This is a genomic window from Nonomuraea sp. NPDC004702 (assembly GCF_053601695.1).
Map to the genome: position 1 here is coordinate 1 of NZ_JBSGCE010000025.1, position 24,978 is coordinate 24,978.

At 73.6% G+C, this 24,978-nt stretch carries 20 protein-coding genes and 1 pseudogene; 14 read left to right on the forward strand and 7 right to left on the reverse strand.

The features are described 5' to 3' along the window. Positions 1–452 (forward strand): annotated as a pseudogene (locus ACWEJ6_RS28025) (hypothetical protein); the annotation flags it as partial. Between the two features lie 10 nt (positions 453–462). On the opposite strand, the gene ACWEJ6_RS28030 reads toward ACWEJ6_RS28025, so the two are convergent. Both ACWEJ6_RS28030 and ACWEJ6_RS28035 read right to left on the reverse strand, forming a co-directional pair. Next, complete coding sequence (locus ACWEJ6_RS28030) at positions 463–1,128, reverse strand: nitroreductase (protein ID WP_452427448.1); 666 nt, start codon at positions 1,126–1,128, stop codon at positions 463–465. 14 nt (positions 1,129–1,142) lie between these two features. After that, complete coding sequence (locus ACWEJ6_RS28035; protein ID WP_452427450.1) at positions 1,143–2,552, reverse strand: serine hydrolase domain-containing protein; 1,410 nt, start codon at positions 2,550–2,552, stop codon at positions 1,143–1,145. A 204-nt stretch (positions 2,553–2,756) separates the two neighbouring features. On the opposite strand from ACWEJ6_RS28035, the gene ACWEJ6_RS28040 reads away from it, so the two are divergent. After that, positions 2,757–3,632, forward strand: a complete 876-nt coding sequence (locus ACWEJ6_RS28040; protein WP_452427452.1) for an alpha/beta fold hydrolase — start codon at positions 2,757–2,759, stop codon at positions 3,630–3,632. Positions 3,633–3,643: 11 nt separating this feature from the next. Here the strand turns inward: ACWEJ6_RS28040 and hemC are convergent, their stop codons facing one another. Then, the gene (gene hemC / locus ACWEJ6_RS28045; RefSeq protein ID WP_387673444.1) at positions 3,644–4,579 is read right to left on the reverse strand and encodes a hydroxymethylbilane synthase; all 936 of its coding nucleotides are present in this window, start codon (positions 4,577–4,579) and stop codon (positions 3,644–3,646) included. 132 nt (positions 4,580–4,711) lie between these two features. On the opposite strand from hemC, the gene ACWEJ6_RS28050 reads away from it, so the two are divergent. From ACWEJ6_RS28050 to ACWEJ6_RS28060, 3 genes are all read left to right on the forward strand, one after another. Then, complete coding sequence (locus ACWEJ6_RS28050; protein ID WP_452427454.1) at positions 4,712–5,944, forward strand: hypothetical protein; 1,233 nt, start codon at positions 4,712–4,714, stop codon at positions 5,942–5,944. A 132-nt stretch (positions 5,945–6,076) separates the two neighbouring features. After that, positions 6,077–6,520, forward strand: coding sequence for a hypothetical protein (locus ACWEJ6_RS28055; RefSeq protein WP_358295504.1), 444 nt, complete (start codon positions 6,077–6,079; stop codon positions 6,518–6,520). Beyond that, a complete protein-coding gene (locus tag ACWEJ6_RS28060) occupies positions 6,517–8,562 on the forward strand; it encodes a M48 family metalloprotease (RefSeq protein WP_452427457.1) in 2,046 nt (681 codons plus the stop codon). Before ACWEJ6_RS28055 ends, ACWEJ6_RS28060 begins: the two co-directional genes overlap by 4 nt. A gap of 17 nt (positions 8,563–8,579) precedes the next feature. Here ACWEJ6_RS28060 and ACWEJ6_RS28065 read toward each other — a convergent pair whose 3' ends face one another. Continuing rightward, complete coding sequence (locus tag ACWEJ6_RS28065; RefSeq protein WP_452427459.1) at positions 8,580–9,122, reverse strand: SMI1/KNR4 family protein; 543 nt, start codon at positions 9,120–9,122, stop codon at positions 8,580–8,582. Between the two features lie 64 nt (positions 9,123–9,186). Here ACWEJ6_RS28065 and catA point away from each other — a divergent pair, with 64 nt between their 5' ends. From catA to ACWEJ6_RS28090, 5 genes are all read left to right on the forward strand, one after another. Further along, a complete protein-coding gene (gene catA, locus ACWEJ6_RS28070; protein ID WP_452427461.1) occupies positions 9,187–9,855 on the forward strand; it encodes a type A chloramphenicol O-acetyltransferase in 669 nt (222 codons plus the stop codon). A 141-nt stretch (positions 9,856–9,996) separates the two neighbouring features. Continuing rightward, on the forward strand, positions 9,997–11,448 hold the full coding sequence (locus ACWEJ6_RS28075) for a flavin-containing monooxygenase (RefSeq protein WP_452427463.1): 1,452 nt from the start codon (positions 9,997–9,999) through the stop codon (positions 11,446–11,448). Further along, positions 11,441–12,625 (forward strand): saccharopine dehydrogenase family protein, encoded by a 1,185-nt coding sequence (locus tag ACWEJ6_RS28080; protein WP_452427465.1) that lies wholly within the window; start codon positions 11,441–11,443, stop codon positions 12,623–12,625. Before ACWEJ6_RS28075 ends, ACWEJ6_RS28080 begins: the two co-directional genes overlap by 8 nt. After that, positions 12,622–13,800 (forward strand): serine hydrolase domain-containing protein, encoded by a 1,179-nt coding sequence (locus tag ACWEJ6_RS28085; protein WP_452427467.1) that lies wholly within the window; start codon positions 12,622–12,624, stop codon positions 13,798–13,800. The genes ACWEJ6_RS28080 and ACWEJ6_RS28085 overlap by 4 nt, the downstream gene beginning before the upstream one ends. A 26-nt stretch (positions 13,801–13,826) precedes the next feature. Continuing rightward, positions 13,827–14,708 (forward strand): PaaX family transcriptional regulator C-terminal domain-containing protein, encoded by an 882-nt coding sequence (locus ACWEJ6_RS28090; protein ID WP_452427469.1) that lies wholly within the window; start codon positions 13,827–13,829, stop codon positions 14,706–14,708. Positions 14,709–14,731: 23 nt separating this feature from the next. Here the strand turns inward: ACWEJ6_RS28090 and ACWEJ6_RS28095 are convergent, their stop codons facing one another. Next, positions 14,732–15,907, reverse strand: coding sequence for a saccharopine dehydrogenase family protein (locus tag ACWEJ6_RS28095; protein ID WP_452427471.1), 1,176 nt, complete (start codon positions 15,905–15,907; stop codon positions 14,732–14,734). A gap of 53 nt (positions 15,908–15,960) precedes the next feature. Between ACWEJ6_RS28095 and ACWEJ6_RS28100 the strand changes: the two genes are divergently transcribed. The 4 genes from ACWEJ6_RS28100 to ACWEJ6_RS28115 all read left to right on the forward strand — a co-directional run bounded on the left by ACWEJ6_RS28100 (position 15,961) and on the right by ACWEJ6_RS28115 (position 18,484). Then, positions 15,961–16,503, forward strand: a complete 543-nt coding sequence (locus ACWEJ6_RS28100) for a hypothetical protein (protein WP_452427473.1) — start codon at positions 15,961–15,963, stop codon at positions 16,501–16,503. A 162-nt stretch (positions 16,504–16,665) separates the two neighbouring features. Next, positions 16,666–17,487, forward strand: coding sequence for a hypothetical protein (locus ACWEJ6_RS28105; RefSeq protein WP_387673476.1), 822 nt, complete (start codon positions 16,666–16,668; stop codon positions 17,485–17,487). Next, positions 17,484–17,861: a GntR family transcriptional regulator gene (locus tag ACWEJ6_RS28110; RefSeq protein WP_452427476.1), complete on the forward strand. Its 378-nt coding sequence runs from the start codon at positions 17,484–17,486 to the stop codon at positions 17,859–17,861. The genes ACWEJ6_RS28105 and ACWEJ6_RS28110 overlap by 4 nt, the downstream gene beginning before the upstream one ends. Before the next feature lie 212 nt (positions 17,862–18,073). After that, entirely contained in the window at positions 18,074–18,484 is a 411-nt protein-coding gene (locus tag ACWEJ6_RS28115; RefSeq protein WP_387673482.1) for a VOC family protein, read from the forward strand. A 202-nt stretch (positions 18,485–18,686) separates the two neighbouring features. Here the strand turns inward: ACWEJ6_RS28115 and ACWEJ6_RS28120 are convergent, their stop codons facing one another. Continuing rightward, positions 18,687–24,230: a fibronectin type III domain-containing protein gene (locus tag ACWEJ6_RS28120; RefSeq protein ID WP_452427478.1), complete on the reverse strand. Its 5,544-nt coding sequence runs from the start codon at positions 24,228–24,230 to the stop codon at positions 18,687–18,689. Between the two features lie 222 nt (positions 24,231–24,452). Next, complete coding sequence (locus ACWEJ6_RS28125) at positions 24,453–24,938, reverse strand: hypothetical protein (protein ID WP_452427480.1); 486 nt, start codon at positions 24,936–24,938, stop codon at positions 24,453–24,455. Positions 24,939–24,978 lie beyond the last annotated feature (40 nt).

Below are 24,978 nucleotides of genomic sequence, written 5' to 3' on the forward strand. Positions count from 1 at the left end.
CGCTCGCCCGCGCGTCGACGGCGACCCCCGCACGCGCGTCCTCCTGCTCGGCGAGCTCACCACCGTTCGAGCCGCCTGCTGGACGCGCTGCGCCGGATCCGGCGCAGCGCGTCCTGTCGGGGTTCGCCACCGCGTCCTACCGGCACGAGGTGACCCTGCGGATCCACGGGACGGCCGAGCGGATCCGCACCCGCCTGCCCGCCGCCGTCGCCACCATGGAGGAGATCACCGACGGGCCCGCCCTCGACACCGCTGACGACCCCGCTGAGGAGCCCGCCGGGCCGGCAGGCGAGCGCTGGTGGCGGGTCGAGCTGCGGGCCGAACGGCTCGACTGGCTGCCCGGCGTGCTCGCCGCGCTCGACCGCCCGTTCGTCATCGAGCGTCCCGCTGAGCTGCGCGACCTCGTCCTCGCCGTCGCCGGCCGCCTCGCCGCCCGCGCCCGCCGATCCTGACCGCCCGGCGTCACACCCCGACGAAGCTCACCGTCTCGGCCAGGTCGGCCCGCCCGGTACGCAGCCGCGGCACGTCCTCCCTCTCGAAGCCCACCGCGACCCCACAGAGCAGGACAAGACCGTCATGAGCGCCGATGGTCTGGCTGACGGTTTCGCGGTACATCGTCCACATCACCTGGGGGCAGCTGTGCACCCCTTCCGCCCTCAGCAGCAACATGACCGTCTGCAGGTACATCCCCGCGTCCGCCCACTGCCCGGGGCCCATCGCCTGGTCGAGGTAGCAGAACAGGACGACCGGCGCCCCGAACGCCGCCGAGTTCAAGGCGGCGATCCGCCGCGGCCGGTCGGGGGCGTCGCGCTCGATCCCCAGCGCCTTGTACCGCTGGTCGGCCGCGGCGGCGAACCGGTCCAAGTACGGCGAGGTCAGCTCGGCCGGGTACATCGGATACTCCCGCTCGTCACCCGGGTCGCCCGCCAGGGCCCTGGCCGTCGCCCGCCGTTTCAGCTCGGCCAGCGGCTCGCCGGCCACGACGTACAGCCGCCACGGCTGAAGGTTCCCGCTCGACGGGGCCCGCGTCGCGGCGGTCAGCACGCGTTCGAGCACCTCCTTGGGGACCGGCTCGTCGCTGAACGCCCGCACCGCCCGGCGGCTGTCCACGGCTTCGTACACGTCCATGCCTTCTCGCCCTCTCACGTCAACCTGCCCGTGCGGGCCGCGGCGAGCAGCCGTGCGGCCGTCACCGCCGTGCCCGCGACCGCGGCCGTCACCAACCAGACCATGAACGTCGGATACAGACAGACCACCTGGATCCACATGATGTCGCCACCCCGCAGGAGCACCCGCATGATCGGGACGATCATGACGCACAACGCGAGCGGGGCCAGCAGCGGCAGCAGCCGCCACCGCCGCCACCCCACGCACCCGGCGGCCCAGCGCCGGGAGCGGGCCACGCCCCGTACGGCCAGCCCGGCGGTCGCGAGGGTCAGCAGGACGAACAGGATGTCGGTGACGAGGTAGGGCGGCGCGGAGGGGATCTCGGGTGTGCCTCCCTCGATCAGGGCGACCAGGCCGTCCATGAGGGCGCCGGCGTCGCCGAAGGCCGTCCCGGTGTTCGCCATGACCGCGACGCCGTATCCCCGCTCCGGCATCAGCAGCTGGGCGGCCGTGGAGGTGAACAGGTCGCCGTCGTGCCGGACGACGGGGGTGCCGCGCGCGGTCTGGCCGATCTCCCAGCCGAGGGCGTACTCCCCGTCCTGCTCGGACGGCGTGCGCATCTCCTTGACGCTTCGCGGGGAGAGGATGCCGTCGTTCTGCGCGATCAGCCATCGGGCCATGTCGCCGGCGGTGCTGAGGACCCCGCCCGAGCCGTTGCCGAACCCGGGCGGCTCCGGCACGGCGACGGCCCGGCCGAGCACGACCAGATGGCCGCGGGCGCTGCCGGGCAGGTCGCGGTCGGTGTCGACCGTCCTGCTGTGGCGCATGCCGAGGGGCGTGAAGACGTTCTCGCGCAGGTACGCCGCGAACGGCTGCCCGCTCACCACCTCGACCAGCCGCGCGGCGACCTGGTAGTTGGTGTTGTGGTAGCTGAAGGCGGTGCCCGGCTCCGCGGCGAGCCGGGCCGTCCTCAGCCGGGCCACGGCGCCTTCGAGCGTGCGGGGCTGGGGCAGGCTCTTCTCGCGGAAGGCCGAGTCGGCCATGCCGGAGGTCTGGTTGAGCAACTGCCGCACGGTGATCCGGGCGGCCCTGGGATCGGCCATGGTGAACTCGGGCAGGTAGCCGCGCACCGGCCTGTCCAGCTCGACCTGGCCTTTCTCCACCAGTTGCAGGACGGCGAGCGAGGTGAAGGACTTGCTGACCGACGCCACGGCCATGGGCGTGTCCGTCGTCACCGGCTCGCCGGAGGCGGTCCGGCCGTACCCGGCGGCGTGGACGACCCGCCTGCCCTTGATGATCGCGACCGCGACCCCGGGGAGCCCGGTCGCCTCGCGGTACCTCGTGACGAAGGCGTCCACCGACGAGGGCGCGAGGTCCTTGGGCACGGCCGGGCCGGACGCGAGCGGCAGGGCGAGGCAGAACACGGCGACGATGTCTCTGAGCACCCGCCCAACGCTATGGATCACCCTCGTTCCGCCACCATGGCGAAGTCCCTCCGCTTTTCCTACGGAAAACCGCCACTCCCTCGCGGAAGCCGGGCGGGCCCGCCTGGAACGCGCCTGCACCCCGCTGACCCGCGAGCGATTCGTCTGTTTCGCCGGAAATGAAACCTACGGTGCGCAGGTGTCCCTGATGGCTACCGTGGCGGAGTGCACACAGTGATCACGCGAGACGGCCGCGCCCTTGCCGTGGAGCAGTGGGGCGTCCCCGACGGGACACCCGTCTTCTACCTGCACGGCACCCCCGTGGGACGCCTGGCCCGCCACCCCGACGACTCCTTGTACACCAGGCTCGGCATCCGGCTGATCACCTTCGACCGCCCCGGCCTCGGCGGCTCGACGCCGCTGCCCGGGCGGCGCGTCGTGGACGGCGCGGACGACGTCGCCGCCGTGGCCGACGCGCTCGGCCTCGACGAGTTCGCCGTCTACGGGGTCTCCGGCGGCGGGCCGCACGCGCTGGCGTTCGCCGCCCGCCACCCCGGCCGGGCCGTCCGGGTCGCCTCGCTGGCGGCGCCGGCCCCGCGCGACGCCGAGGGGCTGGACTGGACGGCCGGGATGATGGAGGGCAACCGGCGCAGCGCCGCCGTCGCCCTCCAGGATCGCGACGCGATGATCGCCCACCTGGGGGCGGACTCGTCCGGGCCGCCGCAGTTGCCGCCGTTCGAGGCCGCCGTCCTGACGCGTCCCGAGGTCAGCGCCATGTTGGCGGCCGCCTACGCCGAGGCGGTCCGTCCCGGCCTCGGCGGCTGGGCGGACGACGTCATCGCCCTGTTCGGCAGGCCCTGGGGGGTGGACCCCGCCGCCATCACCGTCCCGGTCCGGCTGTGGCACGGCGAGCTGGACGGCGTCGTGCCGGTCGCGCACGCCCGCTGGCTCGCCGCCCGCATCCCCACCGCCACCCTCACCGTCCAGCCCGACGCCGGGCACGCCGGGCACTTCGACGCCACCCCCGCCACGCTGGAGTGGCTGCTGCACGGCGACGAACCCCTCCGCGACCAGGACGAGGTGGCGGCCGCCACGACATAGGCGGCCCGCCGTCAGTGGGGGATGGCATCGATCAGTTCCCGGGCGCCCTGGCGGAGCAGCGCGACCGCGACGGAGGTGCCGAGCGTCGCCGGGTCGAGCGGGCCGGCCCACTCGTGCGCGTCGAGCACGCGCTTGCCGTCGGGGGAGAAGACCCGGGCGCGCAACGACAACCGGCCGTCGCGCTCGGCGCGGGCGTACCCGGCGATGGGCGAGTTGCAGTGGCCCTGGAGCACGTGCAGCAGCATGCGCTCGGCGGTGATCTCCCGCCACGTGTCGGCATGCCCCAGCCCGGCGACCGCGTCGACGGTCGCCGGGTCGTCCTCCCGGCACTGCAGGGCCAGCACGCCCGCGCCGATCGGCGGGCACATCGTCTCCAGCGACAGCGCCTCGGTGATCCGGTCCGGCCGGCCGATGCGCTCCAGCCCGGCCACCGCCAGCAGCAGCGCGTCGGCCTCGCCCGCGTCGAGCTTCTCCAGGCGCCGGTTGGCGTTGCCGCGCATCGGCACGCAGCGCAGCTGCGGGTGGGACGCGGCGAGCTGGGCCACGCGCCGCACCGACGACGTGCCGATCCGGGTGCCCTCGGGCAGCGCGTCCAGCTTCAGGCCGCCGGGGTGCACGAGCGCGTCGCGCAGGTCGTCACGCTTGAGGAAGGCCGCGAACACCGTGCCGGCCGGCAGCGGACGGTCGGCGGGCACGTCCTTCATGCAGTGGACCGCCAGGTCGGCCTGGCCGGCCAGGAGCGCCTCGTCGACCTCTTTGGTGAAGGCGCCCTTGCCGCCCAGCGCCGACAGCGCCCCCTGCCACCGGTCGCCGGACGTGGTGACCGGGACGACCTCGGTGCGGATGCCGGGATGCCGGTCGGCCAGCTCCCGCCGGACGCGCTCGACCTGGGCGAGCGCCATGGGAGACGAACGCGTCACGATGCGGATCAGCTCGGGGACGGCCATCCCCCGATCGTAGGGCGTCACCTCCGCGCCGCGCGGGCTGATCCCGGAGCTCGCCATGGATGGCCCGCCGAGGGGATGGCGGCTTAGGGTACGGATCACCAATTGTCACGGGGGAAGAGGACGGGGACGTACATGATGGCCAATGATCCGGGGCGGCCGACGCTGATGACGCGGATGGTCGCGGCGTACAAGGGCGAGGTGCGCGCGGACGAGCTGGAGGCGTACCGGCGGGCCGGGGGCCTGGTCTACACCGAGCTGGAGCGTGCCGAGGAGCTGCGGTTACGCCTGGTCCAGGACGGCGTCAACCTCTGGCACGGCCCGCAGTCCGCCTCCGGGCAGCTGCTGTGCACCTGGAACGCGTTCGTGCTGCAGACGATCGGCGAGCAGCTGCTCGACTCCGACTACAGCGCCGACCCGCGCACCGCGGGCTACGTGCCGCCGGTCACCAGCCGGCAGGTGGCCGCCTGCTTCGCGCAGGTGGAAGGCTGGGTGTCGCGCGCCCGGCAGGCGGCCGGCAACACCCGCTATCTGGTCGAGACAGAGCTCCAGCTGCCCGCCGACCTGCCCGAATGGGCCGAGGCGGACCCGTGCCCGCTGCCCCATCTGCACGGCATGCTGGCCGCCACCCGCGCGATCCGCCGGCACGCGGAGGTGGCCTTCGGGGTGTTCGAGCAGACCGTCGCCGACGACCACGACCACCAGGCCGACCTGCAGCGGCTGCGCCAGCTCGTGGCCGAGGCCGCCACCGCCGCCGACTACGCCGAGGGGCTGCTCAAGGCCGATCCGCAGCCGAGCCTGCACGAGGCGATCGAGCAACGGCTGCAGCGGTCCCTGGAGCTCTACTACCACGTGGGCCAGCTCATCGCCATGCCCAGGCACATCGCCACCTACCAGAGCACCGTCACCAGGCCCGCGGCGACGTACCGGTCCCTTGAGGCGAACCTGCGCGGCCTCGACCCCTGGTGCCTGACCGACCCGCAGCGGCGGGACTACTGGCAGGCCGACCCCAAGGCCCGGCAGGCCGTCAAGGAGATGTGGGAGTACGACCCCGACCCGGCCGCCACGCTGCACATCCAGGCGCAGATCGACGCCGCCTTCCGGGACGGCGCCATCGCCTACGCCGTCGACGCGACGGGCAAGCCGCTCGGCAGCTACTACTGCTGCCCGTTCCCCGCCATCTACTCGGTGCGCAGGCCGGTGGTCATCGCGGGCAGGCTGCTGCGGCCCATGCAGCGCTTCACCTTCGAGGCGTCCGCCGAGGAGATGGAGAGCGGCGGGCCGTTCCGGCGCGAGATCATCGTGGCCGACTTCAAGCCGACGAACGAGATCGACTACTGCGACCCCGACGGGCTCCACGGCGACTAGACATCGGACGGGCCACGGAGGACGTGCGGCGGAAATGCGGCGGAAACCGGGCCGGGCCGTCGGTATCCGAGGACATCCGGCCTCGGAGCTGCCTATATTTCAGGCAACGGAATTCTCCTGTTGGAGGTCTCGGTGTCCGATGTGTTCGCCAAGGATCTCAGCCGCCGGGTCGTGACCAGGATCGCTCCCGCCGAACTGCCGCTGTTCGACCAGACCTGGGACGCGCTCGGCGGCAGGACGAGGCCGCGGTCGCATCGGGATCCGCTCGGTTTCGGGTTGCCGGGGGTGGACGAGCTGCTGGTGACGGCGATCGTCTCCGGCGTCGTGACCACGGTGCTCGCGGACGTGGGCAAGGACGTCGGCTCGTGGACCGGCCGGCTGATCGGCCGGTTGCGCCGCCGTCCGCGGGAGCTGCCCGAGGCGCAGCCGGCGGGCCCGGCGCCGTTGCCGCCGGCCCGGCTGACGGAGATCCGCAAGGTCGCCTACCACAAGGCGCGCCGGATGGGCATGTCGCAGGCGCAGGCCGACGCGCTGGCCGACGCGGTGGTGAGCGAGCTGGCCCGTAACCCGTCATGAGAGGCCGTCTCCCGTCGGCCACCACGTCCGCGTTCGTCCTGCTGATCAGCCTGGCGTTCGCGACGACCGCGATCTACCGGCCGGGGATCTTCGACCTGCTGTCGGTGCAGGGGGCGGAGGTCCCGGCGAAGGTCAGGGAGGCGTGCCAGCTCGCGGCGCTGAAGGGCCTGGACGATCCCGCGTGCGACGTGATGAGCCGCGGGGCTCACCAGGATCTCCGGCTCGGCGTGTTGCTCTGTTTCGCGACGCTCGTCCTGCTCACCGCGCTGCAGTGCTGGTTCGGCCCGGCCTGGCGGATCCGCCGCCGGCGGCTGCGTCCGGTCGGCGGCGAGGTCGGCGAGGAGTTGCGGCGGATGGCGGCGGAGGTGCTCGGCGGCCGCCGCGTCGTCTTCCTGCTCGACGTGCTCGACCCCGCGGTGGCCGGGCTGGCCTTCGGGCGGCCCGGGCGCCGGTACGTGGTGATCAGCCGGGGCACCTGGATGTCGTTCGAGCGCGACCGGCCGCTGTTCCGGGCGGTGGTGCTGCACGAGCTGGCGCACGTGCGCAACAGGGACCTGACCATCACGGCGGTCACGCTGGCGATGTGGCGGTCGTATGCCGCGGTGATCCTCGTGCCGGGCCTGCTCGCCGCCGTGAACGGGGTGGTGTCGGGGCAGGCGCCGTTCCTGCGGGCGGAGCTGATGCCGTTCGGGGCGCGCGCGGCGCTGTCGTGGTTGTTCGCCGCCCAGATCGCGGGGCTGGCGGTGTTGTCGTGGCTGACCCGTTCGGTGGTGCTGCAGTCGCGCGAGCTGATGGCCGACGCCCGCGTGTTGTCGTGGGAGCGGGACGCGACGCCGCTGCGCCGCGTGTTCGAACAGGCGCCGGCGCCGCGCCGGTGGCCGGTGTCGCTGCGGGTGCGCACCCATCCGCATCTCGCCGTCCGGCGGGCCGCGCTGGAGGACGAGGAGCCGCTGGTCCGCCAGGGTTTCGTCTTCCCGCTGGCGCTGGGCGGCTGTTTCTCCCTGACCATGGATCCGGCCACGTCGCTGACCGCGCAGGGACGCACCAACACGCTGCCGTGGCCGGCGGAGGTGTTCGCCCTGCTGCTGGCCGTCGCGCTGGGGTTGCGGGCGTTGCGGGCCGTGGGGGCGCGCGGCGACGCCGTGCACGTGCCGCTGGGCCTGGCCGTGGGGCTGGCGGGCGGCTGGGTGCTGGCCCCGAGCAGGATGACCGACCATGCGCTGGCGCCGTTCCCCGTGTCGGTGCAGCTCGCCGGGCTGGTGGTGCTGGCGGTGGCGGGCCTGCTGCTGGGGGTGTGGGTGCGGTGGGTGGCGCGGATGTGGGCGCCGCGGGTGCACGGGCCGCGGTCGGCGCTCGGGCCGCTGCTGCTGATCGCGGTGGTCGTGACGCTGGGCGCGCGGGGGTTCTACGACGTCCAGGCCGACATCATCATCGCCCACGTCCAGAAATATCCCGCTGTTTCCGACCCGCTGGCGCAGGTCCTGATCACTGCGCAGATCATGCTGGACTCCCGCCTGTCGGCGGGCCTCCTCCTGCTGCTCGCTGTCGTCCTGCTCATGCTGGCCCCGATGGCGGTACGTTTCGTCACCCTCGGCGAACGCCGCCCGCGCGCGCCCCGGCGCACCGGCCGCCTCGCCCTGGCGGTGGGCTGCGCGGCCGCCGCGGCGCTGGTCACGGCCATGGTGTCGGGCACGGTCAACGGCTACGTCTTCCAGAGCTCCGGCACCGCGTTGTCGGGCGTCATCGCGACCGGAGCCGCCGCCGGCGCCGCCCTGGCGGCCTGCGTGGCCGGGTTGTCCGGGACGTCGCCGGTCGCGAAGGGCATGCTGACGGGGCTGGCCGCGGCGGTGCTCTACGCCCTCGCGCTGGAGCTGGTGTGGCTGCCCCTGCGGACGGCGCTGCCGTGGCTGATCCACATGATCATTCTGGAGCGCATGCTGGAGGCCGCGCTGATCGCCGCGCTGGCCACGGCCCTGCTGGCCCGCCTGCTGCCCGTCCGCGGGGAGCCGGCCCCGGTCGCCGGCGTGCCCGCGCCGGGGTGAGACCGGCCTTGCGGAGGCTACTGCGTTCTCATCAGGTCCCAGAAGGACCTGTGGCGGTCGGCGCCCGGCAGCCAGGGCGCGAGGAACCACGCCTCCCACTCGCCGTCGGCGGTCCTGACGTGGGGGTTGAGCAGGAACTCGCCGTCATCCCCGTAGCCGACCAGCAGGGTGTCGCGCACGTACTCCTCCCGCAGGTCGACGCAGTCCTGCTCGGCCCCGTAGACGAAGTAGAGCTCGTCGGGGACGCTCACGGAGACCGGTTCTCCGGGCGACGGCCACAGCGCGGCGGCCTCGGGTTCGAGGTCACGGAACCAGCCGACCCTGGCGGCCGGCAGCACGACATGGCCGGACTCGTCGTCGCCCCAGCCGTCGGCGAACAGCAGAAACTGCCGGTAGCTCGGCGGCAGGGCCGTGCCCAGCCGGTCTTCGAGCCGGTTGACCTCCGCCTCGCCGGCCGGGGGGTGCAGGCCGTCGCCCGGCGCGGGCGGCGGGCCTTCGGGGCTGAGGGGGGTCAGGCCCTTCGCCGCGAAGAGGGCGGACCAGCCGTACTGGGGGTTCATGGGAGGCGACCGTATCCGCCGGGGCCGACATTCCGTGCGGCCCGGCGGTTGGGATGATGAGCGCATGGACGCCCCCATCCCCATCGACACCGATGCCTGGCCGCGCCGGCAGCACTTCGAGCACTACCGCCGGGCCGTCCCGTGCACGTATTCGATCACGGTGGAGATCGACGTCACCGCGTTCACGGCGGCGCTCGGCCGGTCGCGGCGCAAGTCCTACCTCGCGCAGGTCTGGGCGATCGCCACGGTCGTCAACCGGCACGAGGAGTTCAGGATGTGCCTGACCGCCTCCGGCGAACCGGCCGTCTGGCCCGTCGTGCATCCGGCCTTCACGGTCCTCAACCCCGAACGCGAGACGTTCGCGTGCGTGTGGGCGCCCTACGACCCCGACTTCGCCGCCTTCCACGACGCCGCCGCTCCCCTGCTCGCCGAGCACGCCCGCGCCACCGACTTCTTCCCGCAGGGGTCGCTTCCGTCCAACACGTTCGACGTGTCGAGCCTGCCGTGGACGTCCTTCACCGGGTTCAACCTCAACATCGGCGACAACTGGGACCACCTCGCCCCCATCTTCACCCTCGGCCGGTACACCGAGCGCGACGGCCGGGTCCTGCTCCCCCTCGCACTCCAGGTGCACCACGCCGCCGCCGACGGGTTCCACTCCGCCCGGCTCGTGAACGAGCTGCGGACCCTCGTCGCGGACCCGTCCTGGGTCGACGGGAGCCCGGCCTCCTGAACCAGCGCTGACCTCCGCCCCCGCCCCGGCCCTTGCGGCCACGGGCCGGGGCGCGCTTCGCCATGCCCCGAATCAATCGTTCGGAATTGCTACGTTCGTTTCTCATGCGATAGTTTTGCGTGCGAAAGAGAGGTGGCGTTCATGACGAGCGAAGCCGGCCCGGCCGATGCCGGGCGACACGTCGACGTACTGATCATCGGTGCCGGCCTGTCCGGCATCGGCGCCGCATGGCATCTCCAGCGGCGACCCGGCAGGACCTACGCGGTGCTGGAGGCCCGAGACCGTCTCGGCGGCACGTGGGACCTGTTCCGCTATCCGGGCGTGCGCTCGGACTCCGACATCTTCACCCTCAGCTACGCCTTCCAGCCCTGGCGCGGCCGCAAGTCCCTGGCCGACGGGGACGCCATCCGCCGCTACATCGAGGACACCGCCCGCGACCACGGCATCGACCGGCACGTCCGGCACCGGACCAAGGCCCTGTCCGCCGACTGGTCCTGGGAGCGGCGCCGGTGGACGGTGCGCACCACCCGCGGAACCTGGACGTGCTCGTTCCTGTACGTCTGCGCCGGTTACTACGACTACGACCACGGCCACCAGCCGGAGTTCAAGGGCGCCGAGGACTTCGGCGGCAGGTTCGTGCACCCGCAGTTCTGGCCGGACGACCTCGACGTGACCGGCAAGAGCACCGTGGTGATCGGCAGCGGGGCCACCGCGGTCACCCTGGTGCCGGCGCTGGCGAAACGGGCGGGGCACGTCACGATGCTGCAGCGCTCCCCGACCTACCTGACCTCCCTGCCCGACGTGGACCCGGCGGCGGGCCCGCTGCGCCGCCTGCTTCCCGCGCGTACGGCCCACCGGCTGCTCCGCGCCAAGAACGTCCTGAGCAGCCAGCTCACGTACTGGCTGAGCCGGCGCTACCCGGAGCAGACCAAGCGGCACCTGCGCAAGGGCATCCAGCGGTACCTGCCCGACCCGGCCCTCCTCGACCGGCACTTCACCCCCCGGTACCAGCCGTGGGACCAGCGGCTGTGCGTCGTCCCCGACGGCGACCTGTTCCGCGAGGTGGCCGCCGGGCGCGTGTCGATGGTCACCGACCGGATCGCCCGTCTCACCGAGCGCGGGATCGAGCTGGAGTCCGGGCGCACGCTGGAGGCGGACGTGATCGTCTCCGCGACGGGCCTGTCGCTGATCCCCTTTGGCGGGATCGCCGTGTCGGTGCAGGGCCGCCCGGTCGACCTGGCCGAGACCACCGCCTACCGCGGGCTGATGCTGAGCGGCGTGCCCAACCTGGCCTTCTGCGTCGGTTACACCAACGCGTCGTGGACGCTGCGGGCGGAGCTGTCCTCCCGTTACGTCGTCCGGCTGCTCGACCACATGCGGCGGCACGGCCTGACCACCGCGATGCCCGCGCTGCCGCGCGACGTCGCCCGCCGTCCGCTGCTCGGCCTGACCTCCGCCTACGTCCAGCGCGCGGCGCACCTGTTCCCGCAGCAGGGCGACCGCGCGCCGTGGACGGCCGGCCAGAACTACCTGACCGACCGGCTGCGGTCGGCGTTCCTCGACGTCCGCAAGGGGATGATCTTCGATGGGTGAGCAGTACCGGGTAGTGGCCCTGGGCGGCGCCGGCGCGATGGGCAGGCCCGTCGTCGAGGCGCTGGCCGGGCGGCCGGACATCGCCGACCTGGTGATCGCCGACCGCGACTCCGCCGCCGCCGCGCGGCTGTCCGTCAAGTACGCGAACGCCTCGGCCGCGACGGTGGACGCCGCCGACCCGGTCCGGCTGCGCGAGCTGTTCCGCGACGCCGACCTGGTCGTCAACACCACCGGCCCCTTCTTCCGGCTCGGCGTGCCGATCCTGCGGGCGGCGATCGAGAGCCGTACCCACTACGCCGACATCTGCGACGACTGGGAACCGACCCTGGACATGCTCGCCATGGACGCCCAGGCGCGGGACGCGGGCGTGACGGCCGTGATCGGGGCCGGCGCGAGCCCGGGCACCAGCAACATGCTGGCCGCGCTGGCGACCCGTGAGCTGGACACCGTCGAGAGCGTCCACACCGCCTGGCCGGTGGACGTCCCGTTCGTCGGCGACGACCCCGCCGACGCCTCGGCGGGCGGGGAGTCGGCCGCCGTCGTCCACTGGATGCAGCAGCTGTCCGGCACGATCCGCGTCTGGGCCGGCGGCGCGCCCGCCGAACGGCCGCCGCTCGAACCGGTCAGGCTCGACTATCCGGGGCTGGGCCCCGGCACCGCCTACACCGTCGGCCATCCCGAGCCGCTGACGCTCCCGGCGACCTGCTCGATCACCGGCGACTCCGCCTGCGTCATGGTGGTCAGGCCGGAGACGGCCGCGTACCTGATGACCCTGCGCGAGGAGATCGACCGGGGCGGGCTCTCCCTGGAGCAGGCCGCGGCCGCGATCGAGCGTCCGACCGCGGGCCGCTTCGCCCGCTCCGCCGTGCGCCGGCTCTCGCTGCGCGGCCCCGGCTCGCTGCCGCCCTTCTTCGCGCTGGCCGCCGGCGTCCGGGACGGCCGGCCGTGCCGGATCGGCGCGCGGCTGATCGGCTCGCCGCGCGGGATGGCCAGGGCGACCGGGATCCCGCTGTCGCTGGCGGCGGCGCAGATCCTCGACGGCTCGGTGCGCGCCGCCGGCGTCCGTCCCCCGGACGCCGTGCTCGACCCGGAGAGGTACTTCGCGGAGCTGGCCGTCCACTGCGACCCGCCGTGCGCCGGCCGCGACGAGGTGGTCACCGTGGACCGGACCCCGTGACCGGCGTCGATCGCCCGCTTCCCGGGGTCCGCGGCGACGTCGGGCCCGGGTGGGAGCCGGTCCGCCGCGCGTTCGCCGCGATCATGGGCAGGCCGGGCGAGCGCGGCGCGGGGCTGCACGTCATCCACCGCGGCCGGGCCGTCGTCGATCTGTACGCCGGGAGCGACGCGTCCGGGCCCTACGGTCCGGACACCCGGCAGGTGGTCTTCTCCGCCTCCAAGGGCGTCGCGGCCGCCTGCCTGGCGGTGCTCGCCGACCGCGGGCAGCTCGACTTCGACGCGCCCGTGGCCAGGTACTGGCCCGAGTTCGCCCGTCGCGGCAAGTCCGGGATCATGGTCGCGCACCTGCTGAGCCATCAGGCCGGGCTCATCGCCCCGGAAGGCGGCGCCACCCTCGCGGAGGTGCTGGAGGGACGTCCGCTGGCCGACGTCCTGGCCGCCGAGCCCGCGCGCTGGCCGCCGGGGCGGCCCGGGTACCACGCGGTCACCTGGGGGACGCTCGCCGACGAGCTCGTCCGCCGCGTCACCGGCGGACGGCTCGGCGAGGTGCTCGACGCGTGGGTGTGCCGGCCGCGCGGCCTGGCGATCGGCATCGGCGGCGGGCAGCCGGGCCCGCCACCCGCGCCCGTGCACGCCGCCACGCACGTCCCGTTCCTGGTCCGGATGACCACCGCGGTCTTCGCCCGGCCCGGGACGCCCTTGTGGGCGGCGATGACGGTGGGGGGTGCGCTCACCGAGCCGCCCGACCGGTGGGTGGCCCGCCCGGAGACCCTCGCCGCCCACCTGCCGGCCGCCAACGCCGTGGCCACGGCCCGCTCCCTGGCCCGGCTCTACGCGCTGCTGCTGCCCGGCGCCGGATCCGCGCCCGGCGACGAGCCCCCGCTCATCGGCGCGCGGACCTGGCGGGCGGCCGTCCGGCCGCGCGCCGCCGGGCGCGACCGGGTGCTCGGCGTGCCGTCGGCCTTCGGGTGCGGGTTCGCGCTGCCCAGCCGCGCCTGGCGTCTGGGGTCGCCCACGGCCTGCGGCCATCCGGGCATCGGCGGCGCCCTCGGCCTCGGCGATCCACGCCGGGGTCTCGCCCTGGCCTTCCTGCCGCGGACGATGCCCGCCGACGCCCTGGCCGACCTCCGTCACCGCGCCCTGCTGGACGCGGTGGCCCAGGTCATCGGCGCATAACGATCGGACTCGATACGATAGTCGGCATGGACGTCCATGTCCCCACCCGGATGCTCGTCGAGGCGCTCGTCCGCACCGATCTCACGGTCGACGCCGGCGAGCTCTACGCCACCGCCAACCTGCTGGACATGAACGACCAGCAGGTGCGCCTGTGCATCAAACGGCTGGTCGCCGAGGGGCGGTTCGTCCAGGAAGGGCGGGGGCGCAAGGCGATCCTGCGCGCCACCGGCAGCACCGGACGCGCGATGGGCCTCGACGTCGAGTTCGTCACCCACGCCTACCGCCAGGACGCCGGGCTCGCCCCCTGGGACGGCGCCTGGCATCTCGTCGCCTTCACCGTCCCGGAGAGCGCCCGGCCCGCGCGCGACGCGCTGCGCGCCGCGCTCACCCTGCTGGGCGGCGCCCCCGTCCACGGCGGCCTGTACGTCAGCGCCAATCCGTGGGAGCCCTACGTCGAGGAGCACGCCCGCCGCCTGGACGTCCTCGGCCACGTCACCTTCCTGACCACCCGGGACCTGCGCCGGGGCGAGGAGAGCGATCCCGTCGCGCTCGCCCGGGCCATGTGGCCGCTGGGCGAGATCGCCGAGCGTTACGAGCGGCTCGCCGCGGTGGCCGAGCCCCGGCTCCGGTTCCTCCAGGAGCACGCCGAGCCGTCGGGCAAGCCCGGGTCGTCCGAGCCGCGGCGGCTGACCATCGCGGTGGAGCTGGCCGCGGAGTTCACCCGCGCGATGGAGGCCGACCCGCTGCTTCCCCCCGAGCTGCTGCCCCGGCCCTGGCCCGGCGCCCGGGCCCGGGCGCTGGCCGCGCGCTGCTGGTCGCTGCTGGAGGAGCAGACGGGCAAGGACGCCGGCGCCGTCCGCCTGTTCGGCCTCTACGGCGGCCTGAGCCGTCTGGCCGCGGGCGCCTGACGGGCCGTCACGCCGTCACGCCGTCACGCCGTCTCCACGGCGACCCGCACCGAGCCGCCGGTCCACCGGGCCAGGTCGGCGAAGAACCGCTCGTGGTCGATCGCCGCCTCCGGCGGGTGGACGCCGGGCCGCGCCCCGGGATCGTCGATCAGCTGCGCGAGGCCCAGCGCGGCCGGCACGCCCGTGGCCTCGGCCATGCCCTGGAGCAGCGGCGACGTACCCGTCAGATGGGCCAGGACGGTCGCCGGCCGCCCGTCCGCCACCCCTGTGGCGACGGCGAAGAACGCGGGCAGCGAGCCGGGCCCCTTGAAGCCGAAGGCCCGTACGGCGGCGCGCAGCGCCCGCCACATGGTGGGCCGGGTCAGCTCGGCGGCGGCCGTCGCGGGCGTGAGCCTGCCCCGGTCGATGTCGCGGCGCAGCACGTCCAGATAGGCCGCGGTCCCGGGGGTGACGACCATGAGACCGGCCGACTCCCCCGCCACCCGGTAGCTGCGGGCCAAGGTCACCGGCTCGGGGTGGCCCACGGTGTACGCGGTGCCCTCGCGGCCGCCCGGCAGCGCGAGCCCGACCGGCCGCAGGGGTGGCCGGCGTACCGGGCGGCCGCCGCCGATCTCCGCGATCGTGCCGCTGACGTGCCGCATCCAGTGCACCACGGCGGGGATCGGGCGACCGTCGGACCCGCTCAGGCCGGCCCGGCCGGCGTCGGAGCCGGGCACGTCGACGGGCCAGGCGGTGTAGAGGTCGGTCACGGTGTCCAGGCGGGCCGCCGCCCTGGCCGCGAGCAGGTTGCTGATCCCCGGGCTGGCGCCCATGCCGATCACCGCGCGCACGCCCGCCGCGCGGGCTTCGGCGTCGAGGCCGAGCATCTCCGACGTGGCCTCCCAGTCGTCGCAGACGTCCAGGTAATGGGTACGGGCGGCGATCGCGGCCCGCAGCACCGGCGGCCCCGGCCGGTGGTGCGGGCCGAGCGTGTTGAGGACGACGTCGGCCTCGGCCAGCGCGGCCGCCAGGGCACGTCCGCCGGCGACGTCGCGGACGCCGAGCCGGGCCGGGACCCCCTTCAGCTCCCCGGCCAGGGCGCGGGCCGCGTCGAGGTCGTGGTCGGCGACGACGATCTCCCGGACCCCGCGCAGACCGGCCGCCACGCGCACCGCGACCCGCGCCACCGCTCCGGGGTCACCGAGGGCGAGCACTCTCATGGACTTCCCAAAGGATCGTGACTGAATCTATCGAATAATCTACGATAGTTGAGATGATGAACATAACAGCCTCTCCCCTGTTCCGCGAGAGGCCGGCGACCCGGGTGATCGCAGTCGAGGCGCTCAGCACGGTGCCGTTCATCTCGACCGCCGTGCTGTACGGCTCGCCGACCGACACTGACGCGTTCGAATGGGCGCAGCTGGCGGGGCTCGCGATGGTCGTCGCGGTCCATGTCACCGCGCTGCGCGCCTGGCGTCTGGCGATCGTCGGCGGCCTGCGCCCGGCGGCGGCGTCCGGCCACCGGCTCAAGGACGAGCGCCGGCTGCGCCTGCTGGTGCTCGGCCTGCCGATCGTGGTCGCGGCGCTCCTGCCGATCCCGGCCGCCTGGCGCTCCTTCTGGTTCTGGTTCACCCTGTTCAGCGCGGCCACGGGCGCGGTCTCGGCCGTCCGGTTGCTCGTCATGCTGCTCGGACGCCCCGAACGCCCGGACGCCTGGCCGCTGGGTCGCCGGGTCGCGCGCGGAGCTGGATCCAGCCGCGTTCCCGGGCCTCCAGACCCGCCTGGAAGCGGGTCACGGCGTTCAGGTCGCGCATGACGGCGTGGATGCGGCGCTGCACGGTGCGGCCGAACAACGCCGTCGGCCACCCTGACGGCAGAGCACGCGCGTCCGGATGGGAGACGAAGGGCCCGGGCGTTGACTTTGTCGCAAGGTATGACGCACGATGTTGCTACAAAGCTTGCGACAAAAGGAGGAGGCATGACGAACGCTTCCATGTCCGAGGCCGGACCGCCGTCGGCCGACGTCCGCTCCGCCGAGGCCTGGCTGCGGAGGCACGGCCTGGGCGACGGCCCGCCGACGCCATTGCTGGCCACGCGCCTGGCGGTGCGGCGGCGGGTGCGGCTGCTGGGCAGCGTCCTTCTGGCCGTGCTGATCATCGCGGCCTCCCTGGCGCAGGTCGCCGCCCTGCCAGGAGCCTCCGGCGGGTCCGGGCCGAATCGGCTGGCGCCGATGCCGGCGCTGAGCGGGTCGATCGTCGCGCTGCTGCTGACCCAGGCCCTGCTGGACGCCTGGGTGCGGCGCGTCGACCGGCGTGCCGGGGCCGCGCTGCCGCGACGGGTGACCCATCCGGTGCGGCTCGGCTGGGCCGCCCTGCTCGGACGGCCCTACGCCGTCATGGCGGGCGCCACCTTCGCCTGCGCGTTCGCGCTGGGGGTGAGCGCGCTGGTCGTCACCGAGGGCACCGCCCGGCATGCCGCCGTCGTGCTGCTGGTCGCCGTGACCGGGGTCGCCCTCGGCGCCGTCCTGCAGCTGCGCGAGATGCTGGCCCGGCCCGTCGTGGCCGAGGACGAGGTCTCACTGACGGCCGACGTCGTCATGCGGATCGAGGACGCGCGCGAGAGCTCCGCGCCGCCTGTGTTGTGGACGCTGCCGGTGGTGCTGTTGTCCGGGTTCGCGCCCGGGTGGTGGAGCGCCGCCTCGGTGGGCTTCCTGGTGCTGGGGGTGCTCGCCCTGGTCGCCGTCCATGTCAGGACGCCGTCGTACGCGGCCACGGCGCGGCGCGCGGTGGGCCTGCGATGATCGTCATCGATGCGGGCTCGCCGGTCCCGCCGTTCGAGCAGTTGCGGGCCCAGCTCGCCCGGCAGATCCAGAACCGTACGCTGGCCGTGGGCGCCCGGCTGCCGACCATCCGCCATCTGGCGGCCGACCTCGGCCTGGCCGTCAACACGGTCGGCCGGGCGTACCGGGAGCTGGAGGAGGCGGGGCTGATCGAGACGCGCGGGCGGGCGGGCTCGTTCGTGTCGGCCGCCGGTGAGGAAGGCCGGGAACGGGCGCGCCGGGCCGCCGCCGACTACGCCGCCGTGATCGCCAGCGTCGGCCTCGACGCGGCCGAAGCGCTCCGCATCGTGCAGGCGGCCCTGACGTCCGGCGCGGTGGCACCTGCCTCGCAATGACCACAACCCGGCCGCGGGGTCACGTCACCAGGCACTGCGGTCGGCGGCCGCAGGGGCCGCCGACAACGCGAGCGCTGCGCGGAGGACTGGGCCAGAATGGCGCTGAGCAGCATCATCGGCAAGAACGGGATGCCCGCCGCCAGCGCCGGCGGATCGGCTTGCGGGCCTGTCTCGAAGTCCCGGCGGATCAGATCTTGTGGCAGGATCGCGGGATGCTGCGACTCACCGACTTCATCATCGACTGCCCGGATGCGATGAAACTGGCGGCCTTCTACTCCGCGGTGACGGGTCGCCCGATCAGGGAGGGCAGCCACGAGAACTGGGCCGGCATCCGGTTCGGCGAGATCGAGCTGGCCTTCTACCCGGTGGAGGACTACCGCGCCCCGCAGTGGCCCGACGGCGAGCACCCCAAGCAGTTCCACCTCGACTTCGAAGTCGACGACATCGAGGCCGAACAGAGCCGCGTCCTGGCCCTCGGCGCGTCCCTGCAGCAGGACTTCATCGGCCCCAACGGCTACGGGTGGCGTGTCTACACCGACCCCGTCGGCCACCCCTTCTGTCTCTGCCGCAACAAGGGTGTCGTGTGGACCGACGAGGGCCCTGTCTGGCCCGAGCGCGCCTGATGGTGCTTCGTCAGGTCTGTCGGTGGCTGTTGCGGCGTGACGGTTTGAGCCTCTGACGTCTTCGGACTGATCGGCTCGCTCTCGTCGTCGGGCCACTGCCTGATCAGCCACCGCTCAGGCACAGGGCCGTCGTCGGCACGGGCGATGCGGTGCCCGGCGACGTTGCCGGGCGGTTGACCGGGGCGCCCGGCCCGCCGGCTCGTCATGACGAACCGAACCGGGTCCGCGGCGATTGACGCAGGTGGGGGATCGGGGAACTGTCGGCGACAGTTCCCCGTGGGTCCGTCGAGCCGAGTGTGACCGGCTTGTCCGGCATGCGTACCCGCAGGTCACGGGCTGGCGCCCGCCGGTCGGGCGCTGCGGCGCTTGCCGGGGTGCCACCGGGCATCCCGCCCGTGGTGAAGTCCCACCACACGCCCGGCACCTCGTGGGCGACGACGGTGTCGGCCGTGGCCGTGCCGCCGTCGTAGCCGAGGGTGTAGATCAGGCGCTGGTCGTCGTCGGTGATGAACGCCGTCACCGGCCACGACTGCCCCGGCGCGCCGCCCGCCAGATGGGTGACGCCGCCCCGGTAGCTGCGCAGGCTGCGCACCGAGTCGTCGTCGGTGTACTCGTAGGCCAGCGCGGTGCCCTTCTGGCTGAGGAACAGCGCCCTGCCGTGGCCGTTGGCGTCCTCGGGGACCAGGCAGTTGCCCGCGCCCGGCGTGGCGCCGCCGATCCTGGCGACCATCAGGCACGAGGTCTGGGACGGATGCGCGGTGAACCGCAGGGCCACCACCTGCCCGTCGCCGGAGATGATCGGGTCGCCGACGTCGGTGCCCGGGAAGATCTCCGTCGTGCCGCCGGCGGTGGCGTCGTACAGCCAGGTGCGGTACTTCTGGGCGGTGGCGTCGTAGGTGGACCAGGTCACCCGGTTGCCGTCGCCGGACAGGACGCCCTCGCCCGTCGAGGTCGGGCAGTCGCCGTCGGTCTGGGAGTCGCACGAGGTCAGCTTCTGCGCCGCGCCGCCCTTGACCTGCCGGTAGAGGTTCCACCGGGAGGATCCCGAGTTCACGTCCAGCTTCTTCCAGTAGACGACCGCGTGCCCGTCGTCGCTGACGGCGGAGACGTAGCCGTACTCCTCCAGCGTCCAGGAGGTCCTGGCGGCGATGTCGTGCACGACCGACCTCGGGGTCAGCACGCCGGTCCACTCCAGCGAGGTGAAGGCGACCACGTTGCCGTACCGGCTGGCCAGCGGGCCACCGACGAAACCGGTGACCGGGGTGACGCCGTCGGCGCCCATCGACACCACCTGCGTGCCGCCGCCCTGCGTGTCCTTGCGCAGGATGAACGGCGCCGTGCTGGAGGGCGCGCGCCGGTCGTCCGGCATGAGGTTGCTGCGCGCCTTGGTCATGAAGAAGATGTAGCGGCCGTCGCCGGAGGCCGCGGCGCCGGTGGCGCCGCCGGCCGTGCCGGAGGAGTCGGGCCGGCCCTGCGTCTCGGTGCTGCCCGCGAGGTCCGCGCCAAGCGTGGAGGGCGGGCCGAAGAAGATCACGTCCGTCGGTGTCAGCTTCAGCGGCGCTGACGGCTCGCCGCTGCCCTGGGCGTTCTGCGCGATCACGGTGACGCTGTACGTCACCCCGGGCGTGAGCCCCTGGACGAGCTGGTGCGTCGCGTCGCCGCCGTAGGCGTACGCACGCGCGGTCTGGCTGCCGTCCTCGGCCGTCGCGGTCACCACGTAGCCGGAGATGTCGCTCGTGCCGGTGTCGGCCGGCGGCGACCAGCTCACGGTGGCCCCGCGCAGCGTCGGCGCGGTGTAGGTGTCGAGCTTGGGCGGGCCTGGTGTGCCGTACTGCGCGCCGACCTCGACTCCGCCGCGGGCCTGCAGCTGCGGGTGCCCGCCGGTCGCCGGGCTGGTCACCTCGACCTCGGCCAGGCCCTCCTGCGAGGAGTTGAACAGGCCGTCCGCGGTGAGCGTGCCGGGGCCGCTGATCAGCTTCCACTGGGTGACGACGTCGTCGGGGTAGCCGGAGACGGTGACCTTGAACTGGTAGTTCTGGCCCGGTCCCACCTTGCCGCGCTGGGGGGTGACCTTAATGCCCTGGAACGCGCCCGGGGCGTGGGTGACCGTCCAGAACGAGCTGATGATGTCGTCCTTGCGCCAGACCGAGTAGTCCTTGCCGATCGCCCCCAGGTCGATGGCGGCCCCGAGCCGGGCCAGCACCCGCAGTTCCCACCACGGGTTCTGCGTGGTGTCGGCCTTGAGCTGCGCGCCCGGCACGTCCACCACCAGGGCGGGGCCCACCACGCCGTACAGCAGGAGCTCGACGTCGGTGGAGATGGCGGTGGTGAACGTGCCGTCGCCGTAGGCCCCGACGCCGCCGTCGCTGTAGAAGCCGGGGCCGCCGTCGTTCGGGGTGCAGGACGTGCCGCTCTTGCTGGTGTGGCAGCGCGTGCCGAACTGCTTGTCCCAGTGGACGGCGAAGCTCAGCCCGACCGAGGCGGACGCCTCGACCGACAGCGCGACCGAGAAGCGCACGCACACCACGACCGGCACCTTGCCCACCATGAACGAGAAGCACGGCCCGTTGACGTGCCCGAGGTGCGTCCGCTTCTTGAACTCGAACCCGAGGCCCTGCTTCACCCGCACCTCGGAGCTGATCTTCGTGGTGTTGCTGATGTCCACGCCGCGGCCGGCGGAGTCGGTGCTGGCGCCCATCTTGGTGTCCTGGTCGATCACCGCCCAGCCCTCGACCTTCGTGACCGAGCGGCCCTTCTGCTCGAACGACTCCTCGAACTCGATGACCAGGTTCCCGTCCCGCAGGCCGATCCGCGGCCCGGCCGCCCGGTTACTGGTGTTCTCGACGGGTTTGACGAGCCGCGCCCCCGGCACCGACGGCACGAACTCCACCTGGTCGCCGGTGTCCACGCGGCCGTCGGTGGCGAAGTTGGCGTCGGTGAAGGCGTCGCTCAGCGAGGCGGCCGTGGTCCAGACGACGAACCGCCCGTTCTGCAGCGCGGTGCCGGACACCTTGCCGAAGAAGCCTTCGGGGGTGCGTCCGGTCTGGCCGATGACGAGCAGCGTGCCCGCGGTGAGCCCGGTGACCTCGGCCGGCGGGTTCTCGAACTCCAGGGCCCGCCCCCGTACGGCCCGCAACGTGGCCGCCGCCTGCGGGGACAGCACCCGCGGCTCGCTCTTGACCGTGAGCTTCGGCGTGATCGCCTCGGTCGGGGCGCTGGCCGTGCCGGTGCCCGCGGCGTTGGTGGCGCGCACGGTGAAGGTGTAGGCCGTGGCCGGGTCCAGTCCCGAGATCGTGGCGGTGGTGGCGGTGACCGTCGCGGTCTTTCCGCCGGGGCTGGCCGTCACCGTGTAGCCGGTGACGGGGCCGGTGCCGACGTCGGCGGGCGCGTCCCAGGTGACCTGGACGCTGCCGGAGGCCGGGAGCCCGGCCCGCAGGTGCGTCGGCGCGCCGGGCGGCCGGCTGGCCGCCGGGGTGACCGCCGCCGCGGTGCTCGGCGCGCTCGCGCCCACCGCGTTCCTGGCGACGACCGAGACCGTGTACGCGGTGCCGTTGGCCAGCCCGGTCACCGAGGTGACCGTCGTGTCGGGCGGAGTGTCGACGGTCCGGCCGCCGGGCTGGACGGTCACCGTGTACCCGGTGATCGGCGAGCCGCCGTCCACCGCGGGCGCCCACTGCACGTCCACGCGCTGGTCGAGGGGGGTCACCAGCAGCGCGGGCGGGGACATGGGCACCTCGGCGGGCGCCGGGCGCACCGCGTCCGAGGGCGGCGACGGGTCTCCCGCGCCCGCCGCGCCGACCGCGGTGACGGTGAAGGAGTAGTCGGTGCCGTTGGTCAGGCCGGTGACCGTGGCCTCCGTGGCCGTCGTGTTCACGGTGGCGCCGCCGGGGGCCGCCGTCACGACGTAGCCGGTCACGCCCGCGGCGCCGGTCTCGGGCGGCGCCCAGGTGACGCGCACCGCGCCGTCCCTGCCGTACACGCCGGTGACGAACGGGCGGCCGGGCCTGCCCGGGACGCCGGGCGTGACCGGGTCGCCGGGCGCGGAGGCGTCGGACACCCCGTTCGCGTTGGCGGCCGTGACGGTGAAGGTGTACGCGGTGCCGTTGGTCAGGCCGGTGACCGTGGCCTGTAACTGGTCGCCGGCGACGGTCGCGGTCGCGCCGCCGGGGGCGGCCGTCACGACGTACCCGGTGATCGCCGAGCCGCCGTCGGAGGCGGGCGCGCGCCAGGTGACCTTGGCCGTACGGTCGCCCGGCGTCGCGGACACCCCGAGCGGCGGCGAGGGACGGGTGACCGCCCCGGCCGGCGTCACCGGCGCGGACGCCGCCGACTTGGCCGACCCGCCCACCGCGTTGGCGGCGGTCACGGTGAAGGTGTACGCGGTGCCGTTGGTCAGGCCGGTGACCGTGGCCGTCAACAGGTCGCCGGAGACCGTCGCGGTCCTGCCGCCGGGGCCGGCGGTGACCGTGTACCCGGTGATCGGCGCGCCGCCGTCCGCGGGACGCTGCCAGGAGACGGTCGCCGACGTGTCACCCGCCGTCGCGGAGACTCCGGCCGGGGCGGACGGCACGGACGCCGACCTGTAGTAGTCGAAGGTGTCGACGGTCACGCTGACGCTCGCGGTGCCGGTGTTCAGGATCACGAACGTGCCGCCGGTGCCCACCTTGACCGGCACCAGGCTCGACCAGAAGTCGTTCGGCTGGTACGCGATCGAGCCGCCGCCCGGGATGCTCGCCTGGCCCGTGGGGTGGACGCGCAGCAGGCCGTTCGCCGTGCCCTTGGCGGTGATGTTCACGCCGACCGCGCTCACCCCGGAGGCCGGCACGCCGCCCTTGCCCAGCGGGGCGACGGTGTACGAGGCGCCCGCCGCCACCGTCACGGAGGTGAGGGTCCGTGACGGGGCGACGGGCGCCAAGATCGAGGAGGCGACCGTGGCGGCGGGCGTCGCGAAGTAGCCCGCCACGTCGGCGTACACCGTCAGCGCGGCGGCCCCGTTGTTGTTGACGGCGATCTTGCCGTCCGCCCCGAGGGCGGCGATGACCAGGTTCGACTGGAAGTAGGAGGGCCGGTAGTCGATGTTCGACCCGACGGGCAGCGTGCCGCCGGACGGGTAGGCGATCATCTTGCCGGACCCGGTGCTCTTCACCGCGAACGTCAGCGCCACGTACGCCACCCCGGAGGCCGGCACGCCGCCCACCCCCGCCACCGCGAACGTGGCGGTCGAGTTGGCCGCGACGGTCTGGTTGCCGATGACCCGGCCGGTGTTCAGCGGCACGTACCGGGCTCCCGCCGTGGCGGCGGCCGTCGCGGTGTAGTACCCGTGCACGTCGGCGTAGACGCTGACGGCGGCCGTGCCGGTGTTCTTGACCTTGAGCGCGCCGTCCGGGCCGAGCTTGACCGTCACGAGCTGGTCGTCCCACACGCCGGACCGGTAGCGGGTGCCCGTCACCGCGGGCGCCGCGGCCAGGTCGGAGGGGAAGACGATGAGGCCGCCCGCCGCGCTCGCGCCCTTGGCCGCGAAGTTCACCGCGACGCTCGCGACCCCGCTCGCGGGCACCGCGCCCACGCCCGCCACCTTGACCGTGGTGGTGGCCCCCGCCGCGATCGACACGTTGCTCAGCACCCGGGCCCGGACCCCGTAGAACTGGCCCGGTCCCGGCTGGACCGACGCGGCGGCGGCCGGGGGCGCCCCCGTCACCACGAGGACCCCGGAGAAGACCAGGATGAGCGCTGACAACCATCGCACGACCACACCGGCCTCCTCGCTGAGGATCACTCCGTGTTGCGCGGCTGACGCTACCAACGGCCCTGAACTCGTGAAATACGGCGAAAAATAGAGATTTTTCGTCTATCAACCGCTGTACGGCGGTTCGTCCGCCTGCAACTTCGGCGGTAGCCGGCGTCCCCCTTCGGGGGCGTCCGGGGGCGCCTCCTGCCGGAGGCCGGTCGGCAGGCGGCGCGTCCGGACTTATTCTCCGGAGTGGAGGTGGGGCTCTCTCGGTGACTCCAGCGCCTCTGCCGTCAGGTAATAAATGTCGCGATGTTGATGGATGAGATCGGCGTCTTCCATGGTGCAGGCGATGCCGAAGGGCTGCTCGGGCGATCTGTCCACGTCTTTCCCCAGCGCCTCGTCCACTTCCAGAAACCACGTGATGCCCGCGATCGGCACCCCGGCAGGGAAGGGGAAGGGGATGCGATCCTCGTTCGCGTGCATGATCTCGTAAATGGCACTCTGCAGGTCCGGTACGGCGTCGTTCACTTCTTCCGGGCTCGCGTCAGGCTGTATACGCCGGTAGGACTTGCGCCCTTCTTCGAGAAGCCGGTCAAAATCCTCGATGCGGTAATCGATGCGGGACAGAATCGAAATCGTCCCTCCGCTCTCGGGTTCGTCCGTCTCCGTCGCGTCGACCTCTTCGACCTCGCCATGCTGCGGCTCGCACATCACGTACTTCACCAGCCCCTTTTCTTGATCACCTTGGCCAGGCGCCGATGAG

Coding starts and splice junctions, on each gene's coding strand:
- ACWEJ6_RS28115 (WP_387673482.1), top strand. CDS start 18,074: ATGCTGCGACTCACCGACTTCATCATCGACTGCCCGGATGCGATGAAA.
- ACWEJ6_RS28090 (WP_452427469.1), top strand. CDS start 13,827: ATGGACGTCCATGTCCCCACCCGGATGCTCGTCGAGGCGCTCGTCCGC.
- ACWEJ6_RS28095 (WP_452427471.1), bottom strand. CDS start 15,907: ATGAGAGTGCTCGCCCTCGGTGACCCCGGAGCGGTGGCGCGGGTCGCG.
- ACWEJ6_RS28060 (WP_452427457.1), top strand. CDS start 6,517: ATGAGAGGCCGTCTCCCGTCGGCCACCACGTCCGCGTTCGTCCTGCTG.
- ACWEJ6_RS28075 (WP_452427463.1), top strand. CDS start 9,997: ATGACGAGCGAAGCCGGCCCGGCCGATGCCGGGCGACACGTCGACGTA.
- ACWEJ6_RS28050 (WP_452427454.1), top strand. CDS start 4,712: ATGATGGCCAATGATCCGGGGCGGCCGACGCTGATGACGCGGATGGTC.
- hemC (WP_387673444.1), bottom strand. CDS start 4,579: ATGGCCGTCCCCGAGCTGATCCGCATCGTGACGCGTTCGTCTCCCATG.
- ACWEJ6_RS28105 (WP_387673476.1), top strand. CDS start 16,666: ATGACGAACGCTTCCATGTCCGAGGCCGGACCGCCGTCGGCCGACGTC.
- ACWEJ6_RS28110 (WP_452427476.1), top strand. CDS start 17,484: ATGATCGTCATCGATGCGGGCTCGCCGGTCCCGCCGTTCGAGCAGTTG.
- ACWEJ6_RS28030 (WP_452427448.1), bottom strand. CDS start 1,128: ATGGACGTGTACGAAGCCGTGGACAGCCGCCGGGCGGTGCGGGCGTTC.
- catA (WP_452427461.1), top strand. CDS start 9,187: ATGGACGCCCCCATCCCCATCGACACCGATGCCTGGCCGCGCCGGCAG.
- ACWEJ6_RS28065 (WP_452427459.1), bottom strand. CDS start 9,122: ATGAACCCCCAGTACGGCTGGTCCGCCCTCTTCGCGGCGAAGGGCCTG.
- ACWEJ6_RS28080 (WP_452427465.1), top strand. CDS start 11,441: ATGGGTGAGCAGTACCGGGTAGTGGCCCTGGGCGGCGCCGGCGCGATG.
- ACWEJ6_RS28100 (WP_452427473.1), top strand. CDS start 15,961: ATGATGAACATAACAGCCTCTCCCCTGTTCCGCGAGAGGCCGGCGACC.